This window comes from Nonomuraea purpurea, from assembly GCF_042650645.1.
GTDB classification, from domain to species: Bacteria; Actinomycetota; Actinomycetes; order Streptosporangiales; family Streptosporangiaceae; genus Nonomuraea; species Nonomuraea purpurea.
Window position 1 is genome coordinate 26041 of sequence record NZ_JBHSBI010000037.1, and the last position, 17987, is coordinate 44027.

18 protein-coding genes are annotated in these 17987 nt (G+C 69.6%); 10 read left to right on the forward strand and 8 right to left on the reverse strand.

Translation table 11 applies throughout. The features are described 5' to 3' along the window. Positions 1 to 5: 5 nt before the first annotated feature. Positions 6 to 647, reverse strand: coding sequence for a TetR/AcrR family transcriptional regulator (locus ACFOY2_RS46440; RefSeq protein ID WP_379534646.1), 642 nt, complete (start codon positions 645 to 647; stop codon positions 6 to 8). 73 nt (positions 648 to 720) lie between these two features. Between ACFOY2_RS46440 and ACFOY2_RS46445 the strand changes: the two genes are divergently transcribed. Next, positions 721 to 2133, forward strand: coding sequence for an MFS transporter (locus tag ACFOY2_RS46445; RefSeq protein ID WP_379534564.1), 1413 nt, complete (start codon positions 721 to 723; stop codon positions 2131 to 2133). On the opposite strand, the gene ACFOY2_RS46450 is transcribed toward ACFOY2_RS46445, so the two are convergent. Both ACFOY2_RS46450 and ACFOY2_RS46455 read right to left on the reverse strand, forming a co-directional pair. After that, positions 2091 to 3974, reverse strand: a complete 1884-nt coding sequence (locus ACFOY2_RS46450) for an ABC transporter ATP-binding protein (protein ID WP_379534565.1) — start codon at positions 3972 to 3974, stop codon at positions 2091 to 2093. The genes ACFOY2_RS46445 and ACFOY2_RS46450 overlap by 43 nt on opposite strands. Positions 3975 to 4009: 35 nt before the next feature. Further along, a complete protein-coding gene (locus ACFOY2_RS46455) occupies positions 4010 to 6070 on the reverse strand; it encodes a PhoX family protein (RefSeq protein WP_379534566.1) in 2061 nt (686 codons plus the stop codon). 113 nt (positions 6071 to 6183) lie between these two features. Here ACFOY2_RS46455 and ACFOY2_RS46460 point away from each other — a divergent pair, with 113 nt between their 5' ends. After that, a complete protein-coding gene (locus ACFOY2_RS46460; protein ID WP_379534567.1) occupies positions 6184 to 6621 on the forward strand; it encodes a sterol carrier family protein in 438 nt (145 codons plus the stop codon). Here ACFOY2_RS46460 and ACFOY2_RS46465 read toward each other — a convergent pair. Further along, positions 6618 to 7790 carry a hypothetical protein gene (locus ACFOY2_RS46465; protein ID WP_379534568.1) on the reverse strand — a complete coding sequence of 391 codons (1173 nt, stop codon included), beginning with the start codon at positions 7788 to 7790 and terminating at the stop codon, positions 6618 to 6620. The two genes, ACFOY2_RS46460 and ACFOY2_RS46465, sit on opposite strands and share 4 nt — an antisense overlap. 142 nt (positions 7791 to 7932) lie before the next feature. Here ACFOY2_RS46465 and ACFOY2_RS46470 point away from each other — a divergent pair, with 142 nt between their 5' ends. From ACFOY2_RS46470 to purM, 4 genes are read left to right on the forward strand one after another with little or no spacing between them, the layout of a single operon-like run. Beyond that, entirely contained in the window at positions 7933 to 8340 is a 408-nt protein-coding gene (locus ACFOY2_RS46470) for a MarR family winged helix-turn-helix transcriptional regulator (RefSeq protein WP_379534569.1), read from the forward strand. A gap of 49 nt (positions 8341 to 8389) precedes the next feature. Beyond that, positions 8390 to 9136: an SDR family NAD(P)-dependent oxidoreductase gene (locus ACFOY2_RS46475; RefSeq protein WP_379534570.1), complete on the forward strand. Its 747-nt coding sequence runs from the start codon at positions 8390 to 8392 to the stop codon at positions 9134 to 9136. Positions 9137 to 9187: 51 nt separating this feature from the next. Beyond that, the gene (purF, locus tag ACFOY2_RS46480; protein ID WP_379534571.1) at positions 9188 to 10624 is read left to right on the forward strand and encodes an amidophosphoribosyltransferase; all 1437 of its coding nucleotides are present in this window, start codon (positions 9188 to 9190) and stop codon (positions 10622 to 10624) included. Beyond that, entirely contained in the window at positions 10621 to 11646 is a 1026-nt protein-coding gene (gene purM, locus ACFOY2_RS46485; protein ID WP_379534572.1) for a phosphoribosylformylglycinamidine cyclo-ligase, read from the forward strand. The genes purF and purM overlap by 4 nt, the downstream gene beginning before the upstream one ends. A 121-nt stretch (positions 11647 to 11767) precedes the next feature. Here purM and ACFOY2_RS46490 read toward each other — a convergent pair whose 3' ends face one another. The 3 genes from ACFOY2_RS46490 to ACFOY2_RS46500 form a co-directional block, all read right to left on the reverse strand. After that, positions 11768 to 12328, reverse strand: coding sequence for a CGNR zinc finger domain-containing protein (locus tag ACFOY2_RS46490; protein ID WP_379534573.1), 561 nt, complete (start codon positions 12326 to 12328; stop codon positions 11768 to 11770). Positions 12329 to 12496: 168 nt separating this feature from the next. Continuing rightward, positions 12497 to 12724 carry a DUF3073 domain-containing protein gene (locus ACFOY2_RS46495; RefSeq protein WP_195893850.1) on the reverse strand — a complete coding sequence of 76 codons (228 nt, stop codon included), beginning with the start codon at positions 12722 to 12724 and terminating at the stop codon, positions 12497 to 12499. Positions 12725 to 12875: 151 nt separating this feature from the next. After that, a complete protein-coding gene (locus tag ACFOY2_RS46500; protein WP_379534574.1) occupies positions 12876 to 13955 on the reverse strand; it encodes a Glu/Leu/Phe/Val family dehydrogenase in 1080 nt (359 codons plus the stop codon). A gap of 107 nt (positions 13956 to 14062) precedes the next feature. On the opposite strand from ACFOY2_RS46500, the gene ACFOY2_RS46505 reads away from it, so the two are divergent. Both ACFOY2_RS46505 and bldC read left to right on the forward strand, forming a co-directional pair. Next, positions 14063 to 14926, forward strand: coding sequence for a hypothetical protein (locus tag ACFOY2_RS46505; RefSeq protein ID WP_379534575.1), 864 nt, complete (start codon positions 14063 to 14065; stop codon positions 14924 to 14926). A 323-nt stretch (positions 14927 to 15249) separates the two neighbouring features. Then, positions 15250 to 15453 (forward strand): developmental transcriptional regulator BldC, encoded by a 204-nt coding sequence (gene bldC, locus ACFOY2_RS46510; RefSeq protein ID WP_013133571.1) that lies wholly within the window; start codon positions 15250 to 15252, stop codon positions 15451 to 15453. A gap of 145 nt (positions 15454 to 15598) precedes the next feature. Here bldC and ACFOY2_RS46515 read toward each other — a convergent pair whose 3' ends face one another. After that, positions 15599 to 16249, reverse strand: a complete 651-nt coding sequence (locus tag ACFOY2_RS46515) for a TetR/AcrR family transcriptional regulator (RefSeq protein WP_379534576.1) — start codon at positions 16247 to 16249, stop codon at positions 15599 to 15601. 147 nt (positions 16250 to 16396) lie between these two features. On the opposite strand from ACFOY2_RS46515, the gene ACFOY2_RS46520 reads away from it, so the two are divergent. Both ACFOY2_RS46520 and ACFOY2_RS46525 read left to right on the forward strand, forming a co-directional pair. Further along, on the forward strand, positions 16397 to 17455 hold the full coding sequence (locus tag ACFOY2_RS46520) for a LacI family DNA-binding transcriptional regulator (RefSeq protein ID WP_379534577.1): 1059 nt from the start codon (positions 16397 to 16399) through the stop codon (positions 17453 to 17455). Between the two features lie 208 nt (positions 17456 to 17663). After that, a complete protein-coding gene (locus tag ACFOY2_RS46525) occupies positions 17664 to 17912 on the forward strand; it encodes a hypothetical protein (protein WP_357828865.1) in 249 nt (82 codons plus the stop codon). Positions 17913 to 17987 lie beyond the last annotated feature (75 nt).

Genomic DNA, 17987 nt, shown 5'->3' on the forward strand with positions numbered 1-17987 from the left:
TGACTTTAACGTCTGGCCGCCAGCGCCTCTATGCCGCTCAACACCAGATCGACCCCGAAGGTGTCGTACAGCCCAGGGTCCAGCCCTCCGACCATCGGACAGGCCATCTCCACCAGGTACGGGTACTTCTCGACGGGCAGTGACTGCAGGCCGAGCCGCTTGACCCTGACCATCTCGTCGCGATCGCCCGCCTCCATGTGGACGGGGGCGTCGGCGATGGCGATAGAGCTCTGCAGGATGTACTTGGTGATCAGGCAGCTCTCCTCGACGCCGAACCCCGCGCTGCTGGCCAGGCGGAGGGCCTGCTCCCAGACGGCCAGGAAGTTCGGCACGGTGACCGGGTCGATCTGCTCGATCACGTTCTTGGCGCACGGGTGTGTGCGCAGCGTCCTGATCAGGCCCTCGACCAGGTCGCGGAGCTGCTCCTGCCAGGGGCGCTCGTCGGCCGGCTTGGGCGCGAAGCCGCCGATCAGGTGGTCGGCCATGCCGATGAGCAGTTGCTCCTTGTTCTTGTAGTGCCAGTAGAGGGCCATCGGCGTCACGCCCAGGTCCGTGGCCAGGCGCCGGATCGTCACGGCGTCGATCCCCTCGGTGTCGCCGACCTCCAGTGCCCGCTCCGCGATCGCCTGCGCGGTCAGTTTTCCCATCACGGTTGACAACTATACGTCGTACAAGTTCAACTATACGCCGTACAAGTACGCTGTATAGGGGGAACGGGCCATGCGATGGTGGGCACTGACCGCGGTGACTTTGGGCACCTTCATGACTTATTTGGATAACAACGTGGGCAATGTCGCATTGCCTACGATCCAGCGGGACCTCGGGCTGACGATCTCCGGGCTGGAGTGGATCGTGAGCTCGTACATCCTCGTCTTCGCCGGCCTCATGCTGGTCGGCGGCAGGCTCGCGGACGTCTTCGGCGCCCGCAGGGTCTTCCTCGGCGGCCTGGCCGTCTTCACGCTCTCCTCGCTGGCCGCCGGGCTGGCCACCAGCGGCACGATGCTGATCGCCGCACGGGCCGTGCAGGGAGTGGGCGCCGCGCTGCTGACGCCCACGGCGCTGGCGCTGATCAGCCAGATCTTCCCCGACCCCGCCGAGCGCGGCAGGGCCGTGGGCATCTGGAGCGCCTCGGGGGCCCTGTCGATGGCGCTCGGCCCGTTCGCGGGCGGGTTCATCAGCGAGAACCTGCACTGGGGCTGGATCTACCTGGTCAACGTCCCGATCGGGGCGGTGACGTTCGGGCTGGCGCTCAGGGCGATCAGGCCGGCCTTCACCCGGGTACGCCACAGCCTCGACCTGCCTGGCCTGGCCACCTCGGCGCTGGCCCTGTTCGCCCTGACCTTCGCGCTCATCGAGGGCGAAAGCGCCGGATGGACCTCGCCGGAGATCCTGGCCGCGTTCGGCGTCTTCGCGGCGGCGGCCGTGGCGTTCGTGCTGGCCGAGTCGCGGGCCGCCGAGCCGATGATCGTGATGTCGCTGTTCAGGTCGAGGGTGTTCACCGGCGGGCTGCTCACCAGCGGTGTCTGGACGTTCGGCGTGTTCGGGATCTACTTCTTCAGCGCCCTGTGGCTGCAGAACGTGCTCGGCTTCACCCCCACCCAGGCGGGCGCCTCGTTCGTGCCGATGGCGCTGGTCATGGGCGTCGTGGCGATCCTGTCACAGCGGATCAGCGCCCAGATCGGCATCGCCCGCACGGTGGCACTCGGGATGGCGCTCATGGGCGTGGCGATCTACCTGCTCTCCGGTGTCAGCGCCGACGCCGACTACGCCGACGTGGCGCCCTGGTTCGTGCTGTACGGCCTGGGCGGCGGCATGCTGGTGCCCCTGACGGCCGCGATCCTCGACGGCATGCCCAAGGACAGGTCCGGCGTGGCCTCGGGCATGCTGAACGTGTCACGCGAGGTGTTCGGGTTGCTCGGCATCACCATCCTGGGCGCGATCCTGAGCTCCAGGCAGAGCGGCAGCGACAGGCCGCCGCTGCTCGCCTTCCTGGACGCCTACCAGTTCACGCTGGTCATCGCCGCGGTCGTGGTGCTCGCGGGCATCCCCGTCGCGCTCTACGCCCTGCGGACGAACCGTCCCGCGCGGCCTCAGGCGACGGCCACGCCCGAGACCGTGGGGTCCTCGAACTGAGTGCGGTACAACTCCTCGTAGCGGCCTGCGGCGGCGAGCAGGTCGGCGTGCGTGCCACGCTCGACCACCCGCCCGTCCTCGATCACCAGGATGAGGTCGGCCGCCCTGATCGTGGAGAGCCGGTGGGCGATCACCACGGCGGTCCTGCCTTCGAGCGCCTCGCCGAGCGCCGCCTGCACGGCCGCCTCGGAGGTGGAGTCGAGCGCCGCCGTGGCCTCGTCCAGGATCACCACCCTGGGCCTGGCCAGCAGCAGCCTGGCGATCGTCAGCCGCTGCCGCTCCCCGCCCGACAGGCGGTAGCCGCGCTCGCCCACCACCGTGTCGAGGCCCTCGGGCAACGACTCGATCAGGTCGGCCAGTCTGGCCCTGGTGAGGGCGTCCCACAGCTCCTCCTCGCTCGCCTCCGGCCTGGCCAGCAGCAGGTTGGCCCTGATCGTCTCGTGGAAGAGGTGGCCGTCCTGGGTGACCATGCCGAGCGTCTCGCGGATGGAGTCGGCGCTCAGGTCGCGTACGTCGACGCCGCCGAGCCGGACGGCGCCGGAGTCGACGTCGTACAGGCGGGGCAGGAGCTGGGCGATCGTGGACTTGCCCGCGCCCGACGAGCCCACCAGCGCCACCATCTGGCCGGGTTCGGCACGGAAGGAGACGCCGTGCAGCACCTCGACGCCGCCTCGGGAGTCGAGCGCGGCCACCTCCTCCAGCGAGGCCAGCGAGACCTTGTCGGCGGCGGGGTAGGCGAAGCGCACGTCGTCGAACTCGACCGCGATTGGTCCGTCCGGGACCTGCCGGGCGTCCGGCTTGTCCAGGATGAGTGGCTTGAGGTCGAGCACCTCGAAGACGCGCTCGAAGCTGACGATGGCGCTCATCACGTCCATGCGGGCGCTGGCCAGGGCGGTCAGCGGCGCGTACAGGCGGGTCAGCAGCATGGCCATCGCGACCAGCGCTCCGGGGGCGAGCTGGTCGCGCAGGGCGTAGAAGCCGCCCAGGCCGTACACCAGGGCCAGGGCCAGCGCCGAGACCAGGGTGAGCGCGGTGACGAACGCCGACTGGGTCATGGCCGAGCGCACGCCGATGTCGCGCACGCGCCTGGCCCTGACGGCGAACTCCGCCGACTCGTGCGCGGGCCGGCCGAAGAGCTTGACCAGCGTCGCGCCGGGCGCGGAGAAACGTTCGGTCATCTGGGTGCCCATGGCCGCGTTGTGGTCGGCCGCCTCGCGGCGCAGCCGGGCGATCCTGGTGCCCATCCGCCGGGCGGGGAGCACGAACACCGGCAACAGCAGCAGCGCCAGCAGCGTGATCTGCCAGGAGATGCCGATCATGGCGATGAGCGTGAGCACGAGCGTCACGACGTTGCCCGCCACGCCGGACAGGGTGTCGGTGAAGGCCCGCTGGGCGCCGATCACGTCGTTGTTCAGCCGGCTGACCAGCGCGCCCGTGCGGGTCCTGGTGAAGAACGCGATCGGCATCTTCTGCACGTGGTCGAAGACGGCCGTGCGCAGATCGAGGATCAGGCTCTCGCCCAGCCCCGCCGACAACCACCGGGTCAGCAGGCCCAGCCCGGCCTCGGCGATGGCCAGGGCCGCGATCAGCAGCGACACCACCACGACCACGTCGAGCGGCTCGGCGTTGAAGATCGCATCGACCACCCGGCCCGCCAGCAGGGGCGCCCCCACGGCCAGGCCCGCCAGCACCACGCTGAGCAGCAGATACAGCAGCAGCCTGCGGCGATGCGGGCGGGCGAAGCCGCCGATACGCCGGAGCGTCGCCCTCGACAGCGGGCGACGCTCCGGCCGGTTGTTCATCGAATACAGCTGGTGCCAGGCGGTCACTTCCATGCTCATGGCATGGAAGGCTAGTTCCTCAAGTTAACTTGAGGTCAAGCGCCGATCTTCTTACCCTTGCCGTGCCAGACCACGGCCACGGACGGGCGCGGCTGCTCGCCGTCGGGCCAGCGGCTGGAGGGGTTCTCCGGGGTGGCGCCATCGGTCTCGCCCGGGTGCTGCACCGCGACGAAGACGCTGCGCTGGTCCTCGGTCACCAGGGGGCCGCAGGTCTCGGCGCCCACCGGGACGGTGAGGAACTGGCGCAGGTGGCCGCGGTCCTTACCGCGTACGGGCATCACGAACATGCCGTCGTTGCTGCCGAGCTGGTTGCCGTCCGTGGCGATCCACAGGTTGCCGTCCTTGTCGAAGGCGACGTTGTCCGGGCAGGAGATCGGCGAGACCTTGGTCTTGTCGAAGCCGGCGAAGTAGGTGTTCGGGTCCTTCGGGTCGCCGCAGACCAGCGGGATCGACCAGGCGAACTTCTTCTCGGCCGCGTCGTCGCGATGCTCCACGATCTCCACGATGTGGCCGTGCTTGTTCGAGGCGCGCGGGTTGGCCTCGTCCGCCTGGGCGGCGGTGCGGTTGGTGTTGTTGGTCAGCGCCACGTAGACGCCGCCGGTGACCGGGTTGCGCTCCATGTCCTCCGGACGGTCCATCTTGGTCGCGCCCACCTTGTCGGCGGCCACGCGGGTGTAGACGAGGACCTCGGTGGCGGTCATGCCGTCCACGAACGACTTGTCGCCGGAGACCAGCGGGATCCACTCGCCGGAGCCGTCGAACAGGCCGTCGGAGGGCAGCTTGCCGGAGCCGTCGATCTCACTGGCCGGGCTGTCGCCGGTGAACTTGGCCACGTACAGGGTGCCCTCGTCCAGCAGCGTCCGGTTGTGCCGGTCGAATCCGGGGACGTAGCGGTCCTTGGAGACGAACTTGTAGATGTACTCGAAACGCGAGTCGTCACCCATGTACACGACCAGGCGGCGGTCGCGGGACAGCGTCGTGGTCGCGGCCTCGTGCTTGAAGCGGCCGAGCGCGGTGCGCTTGACCGGGGTGGAGTCGGGGTCGAACGGGTCGATCTCCACGATCCAGCCGAAGCGGTTGGCCTCGTTCGGGTGCTTGGCCAGGTCGAACCGCTCCTCGATGCGGTCGAACCTGCGGTTGCTCGACGGGGTGCCGGTCGTGATCGTGTAGCGGGAGATGTACGGCTTCTGCGCCTCGGGCACCTTGTCGCCGTTGACGAAGTACTGGTCGAAGTTCTCCTCAGCGGTCAGCACGGTGCCCCACGGGGTGGTGCCGCCCGAGCAGTTGTTCAGCATGCCGACCGGCTTGAGCCCGCCCTTGTCCTCGGCCGTCTTGAGCAGGTCGGCGCCGGCGGCGGGGCCGCTGAACTTCATGGGGGTCTGAGCGGTGATGCGCCGGTTGTAGCGGCGGCGTCCCTTGGTGACCAGCTTCCACTCGCCGGAGCCGTTCGCCCGCTCGATCTCCACGACCGAGCCGCCGTGCGCGGCCAGCCCGATCTTGATCTGCTCCTCGGTCGCTGCGGCGCCGCCGGTGTACCCGCTGAACATCAGGTTCTCGTCGGTGTACTCGTGGTTCACCCAGAGCAGCGCGCGGTCGCGTCCCATCGGCAGGAGCGTCACGTAGTCGCAGTTGTAGCCGAACTGCTTGTTCTGCGCGTCGGCAGTCTGGTTGGCGAAGTCGAAATCGGGCGCGTCGGGCAGCACGGGGTCGCCCCAGCGCACGACCACGGAGGAGCTGTAGCCGTCAGGGATACTCAGCGCGTCCTTCTTGTTCGGCGGCACGGGGGTGAAGCGCAGGTCGCCACCGCCCTGCCCGCCCTTCGCCGCGGCGGCCTCGGGCTGGTCGGCCAGGGCAGGAGCGGCACCCGCCACGCCCACACCGGCCACGATCGCGCCGAGAGCGCCGGCGCGCAGCACACCACGCCGGGACAGCGCCTGCTTCACCACATCGCCGAAGTAGACGTTGTCGGTGGTGTTGGCCACGTCATGCGCGCACGCGTTGCCGCAGCGGAACTGACAGGTCAGCGCGGATCGGCCACCTTTGTGGGGGGTTGAAAGGAGCGGCAAGAGCCGTACGCCCCCGTTGGGGTTCGCCACAGGTCCTCCATAAATGTGCGCGGTTGTACGCCGGGACGCTACGTTCGTCAACGAAACCGAAGGTGAACGAAGACCTCCGTCTTGGTGAACGCTTCCCGCGAGACAATGGTGAGGTGCCACCCCGCAAGCTGGACCCGGAAAAGCTTAGATCAGCCCTGGACGGCCAGCTCGTCGCCCTCGACGAGCCCGCCTACGACGGGCCCGCCTCCGCCCTGCCCGACGCCCTCGTGGCCGCCGTGCTGGCCGCCTACGAGCGGGGGCTGCAACCCGAACGCGACGCGGCCCGGCAGGCCGTGCGCTACCTGCTCGACAAGCTCGCGAACGCCGCGCCGGGCAGGACCGTCGAGGTGCGCGTGCCGCCGTACGCGGCCGTGCAGGCCATCGCCGGGCCGCGCCACACCCGCGGCACCCCGCCGAACGTGGTCGAAACCGACGGGCGCACCTGGATCGAACTCGCGCTCGGCCGCCTCACCTGGGCCGAGGCCGTCGCGGGCGGCGCCGTCTCCGCCAGCGGAGCCCGCGCCGACCTGTCAGACCACCTGCCGCTCTAACCTCTCCTGCTGTTCATCCAGGGGAACCTGTCCTCGAAGCAACGGTCGGCGAGCTGGCCCGGCAGGTGGGCGCACTCCTGCACCACGTTCCAGAACCAGATGGCCACGATCGTGAACAGGATCAGCGCCAGGACGCTGATCACGATGCCGGCTATGGCCCGGCCCTTGCCGACGTGCTTGGCCAGCGCCACACAGCCGAAGACGATCGACAGGATCGCCGTGATCACGCCCGTGAAGCAGACGAACACCAGGAAGGGGCTGGCCACGCCCAGCACGAGCGAGGCCGTGGCCAGGCCGCTGCCCGGTGGCGCCTGGTAGGGCTGGCCGTAGGGGGCGCCCATGGGCGGTGGCGGGCCGTAGCCGGGCGGGCCACCGTACGGGCTGGAAGGCGTGGTGCCCGGGATGGTCGGCTCCTGATCGCCCGGGGGCGGCGTGGCCGCCTCGTGCTCGGGCGGGCCGCCGTACGGGCCGGGCGCGGGCGGCTCGGGCGGTTCGGGCGGGCCACCCGCCGCAACCGGACCGCTCGGCATGCCGAGCTCCTGCCCAGGACGACCGCCAGGCTCTTGCTCGGGACGGCCGCCAGGCTCCTGCCCAGGGCCGCCGCCGGGTACTTGCTCGGGGCCTCTGCCGGGCTCTTGTTCGGGTTGGGCGCCGGGGGTGCTCGGTGGGCTCGGTGGTTGTTCGGGTTGGGCGGCGGGCGGTTGGAAGCTCGGCTGGTCGCCCTCTTCGTAGCGGGACGGGGCCGGTCGGCCCCCACCCTCCGGGGGCGCGCCCTCCCAGCCCGGGTACGTCGGCGTGCCACCGGGAATCCGGAAGGCCCGCGTCTCCTCGGCGTCGCCGCCCTCCGCGGGCTCCGGGGTCTCGGGCGCGGTGGGCAGGTCGGGGTGGCGGGGCTCGCCGGTGGGCCTGGGTTCGTGGGTCGGCGGCACGTCGGGCGGCGGCACCACGGGCGGCACCGGCGTGATCGGCTCCTCGGGGCGCTTCTCAGGGTGCTCTTCCGGGCGCTTCTCGGGCTGCTGCTCGGGGCGCTCCCGATCGTCGTCCTCCAGCGTGCCCTCGCTCCACCAGTCGGGCTTGCGCGGCCCCTGGCCGGGCTCTTCCTCTTCCTGACGGCCTTCGCGCGGGTCCTTCCCCGGGCGGGGCTCGTTGGGGTCCCCAGGTGTGCTCACGTCTGCGTCTCCCGACGGGTCTGCATGCCGGATACTTCACCCTTTCGCGGAGAGCGGCGGCCAAACGGCCCGACACGGTAAAAGGCCGCTCATCCTTGGGTCACCATGCGCCAAAGCGGCAGGCCGCGGGCAAGATGGGTGCATGTTGGACGAGACCCTGACGTACGCGCTGATCAAGGTCATGAAGGCGCACCGCAACCAGATGGCCGCGGCGCTGGTCCCTCTCGGCCTCCACAGCGGACAGGAACTCCTGCTCAACCAGTTGTGGCGGGAGGACGGCCTGTGCCAGGGCGAGCTGATCACCAGGCTCGGCGTCGAGCCGCCGACTGTCACCAAGACCCTCCAGCGGCTGGAGCGCGCCGGGCTGGTCTACCGGGCGCGCGATCCCGAACGGCCTCGGGTGGGCCGCGTGTACCTCACCGAGGCGGGCAAGGCGCTGCGCGAGCCGGTGGAGGCGATCTGGAACCGTACGGAGGAGGAGCTGCTGCGGGACTTCGACGACCAGGAGCGTGCGCTGCTCGCCCGGCTCGTCCGTACCATCCCGCTTTGACCCAGGTTATAGTTAGCTGGCTAATTAGTCGGCTAACCAAAGAGGGATCATGCACGTACTGATCACCGGCGGCTCGTCGGGCATCGGCGCCGCGACCGCCGTCGCGTACGCCAGGACCGGCGCCCGCGTCACGATCACCTACAACAGCGGCGCGGACCGGGCCGCCGAGGTCGTCAAGCGCATCGAGGAGGCCGGTGGCCAGGGCGCGGCCGTCCACCTGAACCTGGAGGACCACGCCACGATCGCGCCCGCCGTCGCCCAGGCCGGGCCGGTGGACGCGCTCGTCGCGAACGCCGTGCGCTGGGGCACGCTGGCGCCCGGAGGGGCCGCGTTCGAGGACGTCCCCGCCGCCGAGTGGTCGGCCGCCCTGCACGCCAACGTGGTCGGCAACGCCCTGCTCGTCCAGGCCGTGCTGCCGGGGATGCGGCGCGCGAAATGGGGACGGATCGTGTTCGTCTCGTCGGGCATCGCCGAGGAGGGGGTGCCGGGACCCGGCCCGTACGGCACCGCGAAGATGGCGCTGCACGGCATGGCCCGCGCCCTGGCCTGGGAGGCGGGCAAGGACGGCATCCTGGTCAACGTGGCCGTGGCCGGGCTGACCATCACCGGCGCCCAGCGACCGATCCCGCAGGAGGTCCTCGATGGCCTGGCCGCCCGCACGCCCAGCCGCCGCCTGTCCACGGCGGACGACATGGCCGCGCTCATCGTCTTCCTCGGTTCCGAGGCCAACCGCAACCTGACCGGAGAGACTCTCCGTGACGGCTCGAATGCGGGCAGGTCAGCCCATGCCGTGTGATCCCACCCCCGAGTGTGCGAGCACAGAAGTCCTCAACCTAGACTGAGGCATGTGCTGAAGGGCGACGGCCGGCTCGGCCATGACCTGGACCCCCATGACCGCGCACCCAAAGACGCCTGTGGCGTCTTCGGCGTCTGGGCGCCAGGCGAGGAAGTGTCCAAACTCACCTACTACGGGCTGTACGCGTTGCAGCACCGCGGCCAGGAGTCCGCGGGCATCGCGGTCAGCGAGGGCAGCCGCATTCTCGTCTACAAGGACATGGGCCTGGTGGCCCAGGTCTTCGACGAGTCTGTGCTCGGCACCCTGCGCGGCCACCTGGCCATCGGCCACTGCCGTTATTCCACGACGGGGTCGAGCGTGTGGGAGAACGCCCAGCCGACGCTGAGCTCCACCGAGGTCGGCGGCCTCGCGCTGGCCCACAACGGCAACCTGATCAACACCCCGGAGCTGGCCGAGCGTCTGGAGCCCGGCTCCACCAGGGCCACCACCGACACCGAGGTCCTGACCACGCTGCTCGCCCAAGACCGCACCCGCTCCGTCGAAGACTCGGCCGCCGAACTGCTGCCGCAGGTCAAGGGCGCCTATTCGCTGGTGTTCATGGACGAGAAGACGCTCTACGCGGCCCGCGACCCGCAGGGCATCCGCCCGATGGTCCTGGGCCGCCTGGAGCGCGGCTGGGTGGTGGCCTCGGAGACGGCCGCGCTCGACATCGTGGGCGCCACGTTCGTCCGCGAGATCGAGCCCGGCGAGATGCTCACCATCGACGAGCGCGGCGTCAGGTCGCGCCGCTTCGCGCTGGCCGAGCCCAAGGGCTGCCTGTTCGAGTACGTCTACCTCGCCCGCCCCGACACCACGATCGCCGGGCGCGGCGTCCAGGTCACCAGGGTCGAGGTCGGCCGTGTGCTGGCCCGCGAGCACCCGGTCGAGGCCGACCTGGTCATCCCCACGCCCGAGTCCGGCACCCCCGCCGCCGTCGGCTACGCCCAGGAGAGCGGCATCCCCTACGGTCAGGGGCTGGTCAAGAACTCCTACGTGGGCCGCACCTTCATCCAGCCGTCCCAGACCATCCGTCAGCTCGGCATCCGGCTGAAGCTCAACCCGCTGCGCGAGGTCGTCGAGGGCAAGCGGCTGGTCGTCGTGGACGACTCGATCGTGCGCGGCAACACCCAGCGGGCCATCGTCAGGATGTTGCGCGAGGCGGGGGCCCGTGAGGTGCACGTACGCATCTCCTCCCCGCCCGTGGCCTGGCCGTGCTTCTACGGCATCGACTTCGCCACCAGGGCCGAGCTGATCGCGGGCTCGCTCACCGTCGAGGAGATCAGGGGCTCGCTGGGGGCCGACTCGCTCGGCTACATCTCCCTGGAAGGGCTGACCAAGGCCACCACGATCCCGGCCGAGCGGCTCTGCATGGCCTGCTTCACGGGCGAGTACCCGATCCCGATCGACCAGGACAACGTGGGCAAGTTCGTGTTGGAGAGTAAAGCGTGAGCACGTATGAGGCCGCAGGGGTCGACATCGAGGCGGGTGAGCGGGCCGTCACGCTGATGAAGGAGAAGGTGGCGCGCTCGCGGCGGCCGGAGGTGGTCGACGACGTCAGCGGGTTCGCCGGCCTGTTCGACGCCTCCGCGCTGCTGCGCTACCAGCGGCCGCTGCTGGCCTCCTCCACCGACGGCGTCGGCACCAAGGTCATGATCGCTCAGCGGTACGGCAAGCACGACACGATCGGCATCGACCTGGTCGGCATGGTCCTCGACGACCTGGTCGTCTGCGGGGCCGAGCCGCTGTTCATGACCGACTACATCGCCTGCGGCAAGGTGGTGCCCGAGCGTGTCGCCGAGATCGTCGGCGGGGTCGCCGAGGGCTGCCGCCTGGCCGGGGCCGCGCTGGTGGGCGGCGAGACGGCCGAGCACCCGGGCGCGATGGGGCCCGACGAGTACGACCTGGCGGGCGCCGGGACCGGCGTGGTGGAAGCCTCGGCCATGCTCGGGCCCGCGCGGGTGGCCGAGGGCGACGTGGTGCTGGGCCTGGCCTCGTCCGGCGCGCACTCCAACGGCTACTCGCTGGTCAGGCACGTGCTGCGGGAGGCGTCGTTGTCGCTCGACGCCGTGCTGCCCGAGCTGGGCCGGCCTCTGGGCGAGGAGTTGCTCGAGCCCACGCGGATCTACTCGCTCGACTGCCTGGAGCTGGCCCGCTCCGTCGAGGTCCACGCCTACGCGCACATCACCGGGGGCGGCATCGAGGGCAACCTGTCGCGGTCGCTGCCCGATCATCTGGACGCGGTGCTGGACCGGGCCTCGTGGACGCCGCCCCCGATCTTCGGGGTGCTGGCGGGGCACGGGTCGATCGCCCAGAAGGACATGGACCGCACCTTCAACCTCGGGGTCGGGATGGCCGCTCTGGTGTCCCCCGACGCCGCGGACGAGGCGATCAGGCTGCTGCGGGCGCGCGGGGTGGACGCCTGGGCGATGGGCGAGGTCGTCCCCGGCAACGGACAGGCCCGCTACCGCTGAGCTCCCGCCCCGATGGGACCCGTCACGACAGGACCTACCCGGCGGGACCCATCGCGACAGGACTCGCCCCCGGCGGGGCAGCCGTCACGGCGGGACAGCCGTCGTGGTCAAGCCCTGCGCCTCATGTGGTCTTGTGGCGCTGGTGGTAGCGGGCCACGCGGACCCGGTTGCCGCACAGGTCCGGCGAGCACCAGCGGCGGCGCGGGTGGGCGGGCAGGAACAGCATCCGGCAGTGCGGGGCCTCGCACCCCCGCACTTTGCCCACGTCCGGGTCGGTGAGCAGGGCGGTCGCGGCCTCCGCCAGTTCGGCGAGCAGCCGGGTCAGCGGCGTCCCGTCCCGCTTCCTGCCGCGTTTGAGGACCGCGCCCGCCGCTTCCAGGCACGCGTACGGCGGGGCGGCGCGCATGGCCTCGTTGATCGCGGCGACGGCCTTGATCGGTGGCGGGTCGGCGTCGCGTACGGCGGCCAGCGCCACTTCGACGTGGCCGCGTAACTGCCTGATGGCCGGCAGGTCCGCAGCCGCGAGCGGAGCTTCGGGGACGGTCAGCCGCCCGGACTGGGCGCTCAGCCACGCGTTGCAGTCGTCCGCCCTGGCCAGCGCGTCGTACTCGGCGCCCGACGACGTGCGGGCACGCGTGTTGACCAGATCGAGGGCCAGGGGCTCACCTGTCAGCACGTCCATGCCACTAACGGTACATCGACGCGTTAACCCATTAACCCCGCATGGCAGGGCTTCCCGAGAAGGACGATGACGTGACGAAAGCCCCACGGTTGCCCGTGGGGCCCGACGAGTGTGTACGAAGGGCCGGCGCAGGCACCGGCCCTACGGCCACATCAACCAGAAGAACGGCTATCGGCGGCCGGACGTACGGCCATCGTCGTCGTCTCCGGCGCCATAGTCATCGGCGTAATCGGCATAGCGATCCGCCAGCTCATCGTTGAGGTCGTCGGCGTCGTCATTGCTGGAGTCTCCGACCCCGAGTTCGTCGCGCAGACGGTCAAGATCCGTGCCACCGCTGTTGTACTTCAGCTGGCGAGCAACCTTGACCTGCTTGGCCTTTGCTCGGCCGCGCCCCATTGGCTCGACCCCCTCGTGTGGGGTCGTCCCCGACCCCTCGTCGCTAACGCACCACACACTGACGCCGCCTGACTTTGGGCGTCAGCCTATCGTTCGCCTATTACCGTACCTGTTTTGTGCCCAGCTCGGTACGTCGTATGGGCGCGGGGCGTCAGCGGCCAAGCCAAATGGCCCGAATACGCCCGACTTCCGACATTCTTCGCTCGGCCAGCCTATCCGCTGCCACGGCGGGAGGAACGCCCTCATCGGCCGCGATTTTGAAGATCTTCAGAGTCGTGTCGTAGATCTGCGCCGCCTTGGATCTGGCTCGTTCCATGTCGAAGCCCTCGATCTCGTCGGCGACCTGGATCACGCCTCCCGAGTTGACCACGTAGTCGGGCGCGTAGAGGATCCCGCGCTCGGCGAGTTGCTTCTCGACCCCGGTGTGGGCGAGCTGGTTGTTGGCCGCGCCGCAGACGATCTTCGCCTTGAGCCGGGCCGCCGTGTCGTCGTCGAGGGCGCCGCCGAGAGCGCAGGGGGCGAAAACGTCGATGTCGGAGGAAGTGAGCTCTTCGGCATCGGCGACCGCCTCGACCACGGGGTGGCGCCGGCGTACCCGCTCGATCGCCTGGGGGCTGACGTCGCAGATCACGACCTCGGCGCCGTCCTCGCGCAGGAGATCGACCAGGCGGTGGCCCACCTTGCCGACCCCTTCGACGCCGACCCGCTTGCCGTGCAGCGACGGGGTGCCGTACATGATCTCGGCCGAGGCGCGCATGCCCTGGAAGACGCCGAACGCCGTGAGGATGGAGGAATCGCCCGCCCCGCCGTGCGCCCGCGTGCGGCCGGTCACGAAACGCGACTCGCGGGCCACGACGTCCATGTCCTCGCTGTAGGTGCCCACGTCGCAGGCGGTGATGTAGCGCCCGCCGAGCGACTGGACGAACCTGCCGTAGGCACGCAGCAGCGCCTCGCTCTTGTCGCGCGCCGGGTCGCCGATGATCACGGCCTTGCCGCCGCCGAGGTCGAGCCCCGCCAGCGCGTTCTTGTAGGACATGCCTTTGGCCAGGTTGAGCACGTCGGCCAGGGCGGCCTGCTCGCTCTCGTACGGATAGAAGCGGGTGCCTCCCAGGGCCGGGCCCAGTGCCGTGTTGTGGATGGCGATGATGGCACGCAGGCCGCTCTGCTCGTCGGCGCAGAAGACGACCTGCTCGTGGACGTCCTTGTGGGACGTGCCGAAGACGTCGGTCACGGTAGTGACTCCCTGTCCGGTCCGCCGCACCGTCGCGGCGGAGATCTCCTCACACAGTAGTAAGCCGCAACGGTGCATGCAGGGGCGCTTCGTGACACGATGCCTCCGTGCTGCCCTATGCCGCCTACCTCCGTGTCTATGAGCCACTGACCGCGTTCGCCGAGTCCGAGCGCAAGGTGTGGGCCGACTATGCCGACTCACACGACCGCCCGCGGCGCGCGAACGCGCTCAATGCGGAGCACGGCGAGTCGGTGATGCGCCTGCTCGGCATGCCCCCTCAACCCGTTCCCGCCCAGGAGAGCCCCAACGCCTATCTCCGGCGCGTTGAGGACCGTCTCTATGTGTGTCCCTGGCAGACGCGCCTGCGCTCGTGGCTGGCGTTCTCAAGGCTGCGTGGCGCCACTCCTGTGAAGCTGATGGACCACCTCGTGCCGAAGACCGTCGCCGAGCAGACCGCCGACGACTTCGACAGGTTCAAGCGGAAGGCCGGTTCGTCGGCCTTGCGCACACACATCCGCACAACGGCGTGGCATGTGCCGCCGTCGTGGTTCGTGCCGTTTGATGGAAACGAGCGCTGGCTGGTGCTCGGCTCCGCCAACCCTGGACAGGACGTGACCACGACTACCGGGCGTAACCTCATCTACGTCACCTCCATGGCCCAGGCCAGGAGGCGGGCGGCGCGCGCGCTCAACGTGCTGCGCAGGCACCTGGGCGACGTGGCGGCCAATTTCGACGTCGAGGACGTCGCCAGGTGGCTGGAGGAGTTCCACCCGCATTCGCTGGTCGAACTCGACTACGGAGGGCTCGTCCACCTCATGGACGACGACGCCCTGCAGGCCGACCAGTCGGTCGCGGAGCTCGCGGCCGCCCTGACGGGCCTGGACACGGGTCAAGAAGAACTTGCTTACGCCATGTACCAGAGGGTCATCCTGCGGTGGAAGTCAATGCAACAACTGGAATCTGCCAACTGAACCCCAATACGGCCGTCTGACCTGCATGAGTAGGTCACGTCTCGCGGCTGCTCTCTTCTGCGAACTGAGTAGTTTGCCGTTTTCACTGCGATACCACGAACCGTGTCGCTAGAATCACCGAGCGTGACATCGCCATGGGGGCGGGCAGTTGGGTCAAAGAAGGGCTCGCCAATCGCTCTGCGTGGCGGTATGGTCACATCGGGTGATGCCGCATATGGCTCAGAAAAGCCGCACGCTCTGCGCCATAGGTGGACATCCGTGACACGCGCAAAGGCAGTCACAGGATCGCGAAAGCCGGTCCACACGGAGGAGAGGCCGCACAAATGTCAGCTCGTACACCCGAGGCCGAGCCACTGCTCACGCCCGCTGAGGTCGCGACCATGTTCAGGGTCGACCCCAAGACCGTTACGCGGTGGGCCAAGGCGGGCAAGTTGACGTCGATTCGTACCCTCGGCGGTCATCGGCGTTACCGGGAGACCGAGGTCCGGGCACTGCTCGCGGGCATTCCGCAGCAGCGCTCGGAGTAGGTGAAGGGTCGTCACCGACCTCAGGGGGGTTAACGCGGTGGACCTGGCCGGCACTGGGGCCCGGTCCACCACAGTGACGACGTGACGTCGCATGGGAAGGTTGGCGCCGCCCGCCCGGCGCCATCATTCCCCCCGTCACTCTTCGTCACGCCAGCCGCTCCATCAGGCCGGCGACCTCGTCGTCGTAGGCGGCGGCGACGCGCAACAGCGCCACCATGTGATCGACGAGCATCTTCTCGAGCGTCGGTCGCTCAACGTCACGGTGTTCGAGCCAGTCGAGACCGGCCGTCTCCACGGAGGCGATCCACGACCTGAGCGTCGTGCGCAGCACCGGGCTCGGCTCCTCGACCCGCATCTGCTTCTGGATGAGGCGGAAGAGCCGCCGGCGCACGCCGTCGACGATCTCACCGACCTCGCCCGCCCGGTTGGCGGGCCCGCCGCGCAGCAGCGCCGCGAAACCCGCCGCGTGCTCCTCGACGAAGTCGAAGTACCGTTCCAACCCGGAGGCCAGCTCGTCGAGCGGCCTGCCTCCCCCCTGGAGGCGCAGCCGGGACTCCAACTGCTCCGCCGCGCTCCTCAGCGCGGCCACGTAGAGCTCCTGCTTGCCACCGAAGTAGTGGTAGACCAGAGCCCGCGAGGCGCCTGCGGCGGAGGCGACGTCGTCGATCGAGACGTCCTCCGCGTCACGGGTGCTGAACAGCTCGAGCGCGGCTGCCATGAGCTCTTCGCGACGGCGGTCGACGCTGAGCCTGCGCCGAGCGGGTCGTGCCGTCTCGGCTGACTTCCCGGGTGTCACACCCTGCACAGTATCCGACGTCTTACCCGATAGCTGACGTGTGGCTATGCCGTCAAAATCGGGCTCTCCGGTAATGAAGCCGTACCCTGCGGCGAACTCGATCGTTTGGTGAGACAGGTGCCCATTTCCGCATCGCGGGGGAGACACATGTCAGGACCGCCCGTCAACACTTCAACTATTACGGAGCTGAGAGAGGTAGACGCGCTGCCTCGGCCCAGACCGACCATCCGCAACGTCGCCGAACGAGCCGGCGTCTCGAAATCGCTGGTCTCACTCGTGCTGCGCGGATCCCCGCACGTGAGCGAGCACCGGCGCCAGGCCGTGCTGCAGGCCGCCCGTGAACTCGGTTACCGGCCCAACGCGGTCGCGCGCAGTCTGGTCGAAGGCCGTACGCATCTGGTGGGCGCGCTCGTCGCCAACCTGCACAACCCGTTCTACGCCGAGTTCCTCGACGGCCTGCAGGAGAGCCTGCACGGCGACGGACTTCGCATGCTGATCGGCAACAGCCAGTGGGACCCGGCGTTCGAGGACGAGGCCGTGGAGGCCTTCCTCGAGCTCAGGGTCGACGGGCTGGTTTTACTCGGCATCGCGCCGACCAGCGAGACGCTGATCGAGGCGACCGCGTACACGCCGACAGTCGTCGTAGGGGAACGTGACATCGAGCTCGACGGCGTCGACATCGTGGTCGACGACGACCAGCTCGGCGCCCGACTGGCCATCGATCACCTGGTCGAACACGGCCACAAACGGATCGCGCACATCGAAGGCCCGCGCTCGTCGCGCTGCGAAGGTTATCTCGTGGCGATGCGCAGGCATTCGCTGGCGCCGTACATCATGGTCGAGGCCGCGGACTCGACCGAGGAAGGCGGCAGGGAGGCGGCGCTCGCGCTGCTGACCCGCGACCCCAGGCCCACGGCGATCTTCGCCGCCAACGACGTGGTGGCGCTCGGCGTGCTCTCGGCCGCCGGCGAACTGGGCCTGACGGTGCCGGAGGACCTGTCCGTGGTGGGGTACGACAACACGCACCTGTCGGCCTCCCGCCACGTCTCGCTCACCTCAGTCGATCAGCCGCGCCGGACCATGGGCCGGTCGGCGGCGGCGCTGCTGAGCGACCGGATCGGAGATCCCGCCAAGGGCTCGCGCCTGCGGGAGGTCCGCCCAGAACTGATCGTGCGACGAAGCACGGGTCCTGTTCGCAACGAATAAGGAAGCTGCAAAGCCGGCTGCCGCTGTGGCGAGGATCGCGCGCACGAAGGTAGGGCGGCAGTCTGCTGAAGCAGGTTTCTTGTTCCTGAAGCCCCAAGGCTGGGTCAAGCCGTGTGGCAGCGCCGCCACACGGCGGTTTACTCATCAGGGTCATGCTATTGGTGATCGGATTCGGTTCCGGTCACGATCTGATCCAGGGGGAACAGTCATGCGTGATCCGGAACTGGTGTCCTGCGCCCAGCGCGCGGCGGCCGAGCTCGAGCGCGCCTGGGGTCACTGGCGGGCGGGCAGGGGGCGGGGCGCCGACGCCGGCGCGGAGTCGGTCGCCAGCTACGTCGCCCACTCCCTCGACCACCCGTGGGGCCGGCCCCGCGTCGTCCTCGGGCTCGACGCCGAGGACGCGCGGGAACTGGCCGCACTGCTGGAGCGGCAGGAGGTCGGCGAGCGCGTCTGGTAAAGGCGCCTGCGATGGGCCCGCGGACACCCGCCATCCTTGGTAAAAGGCCAGTTTGGTTTCGGGTTTGCCGTAAGT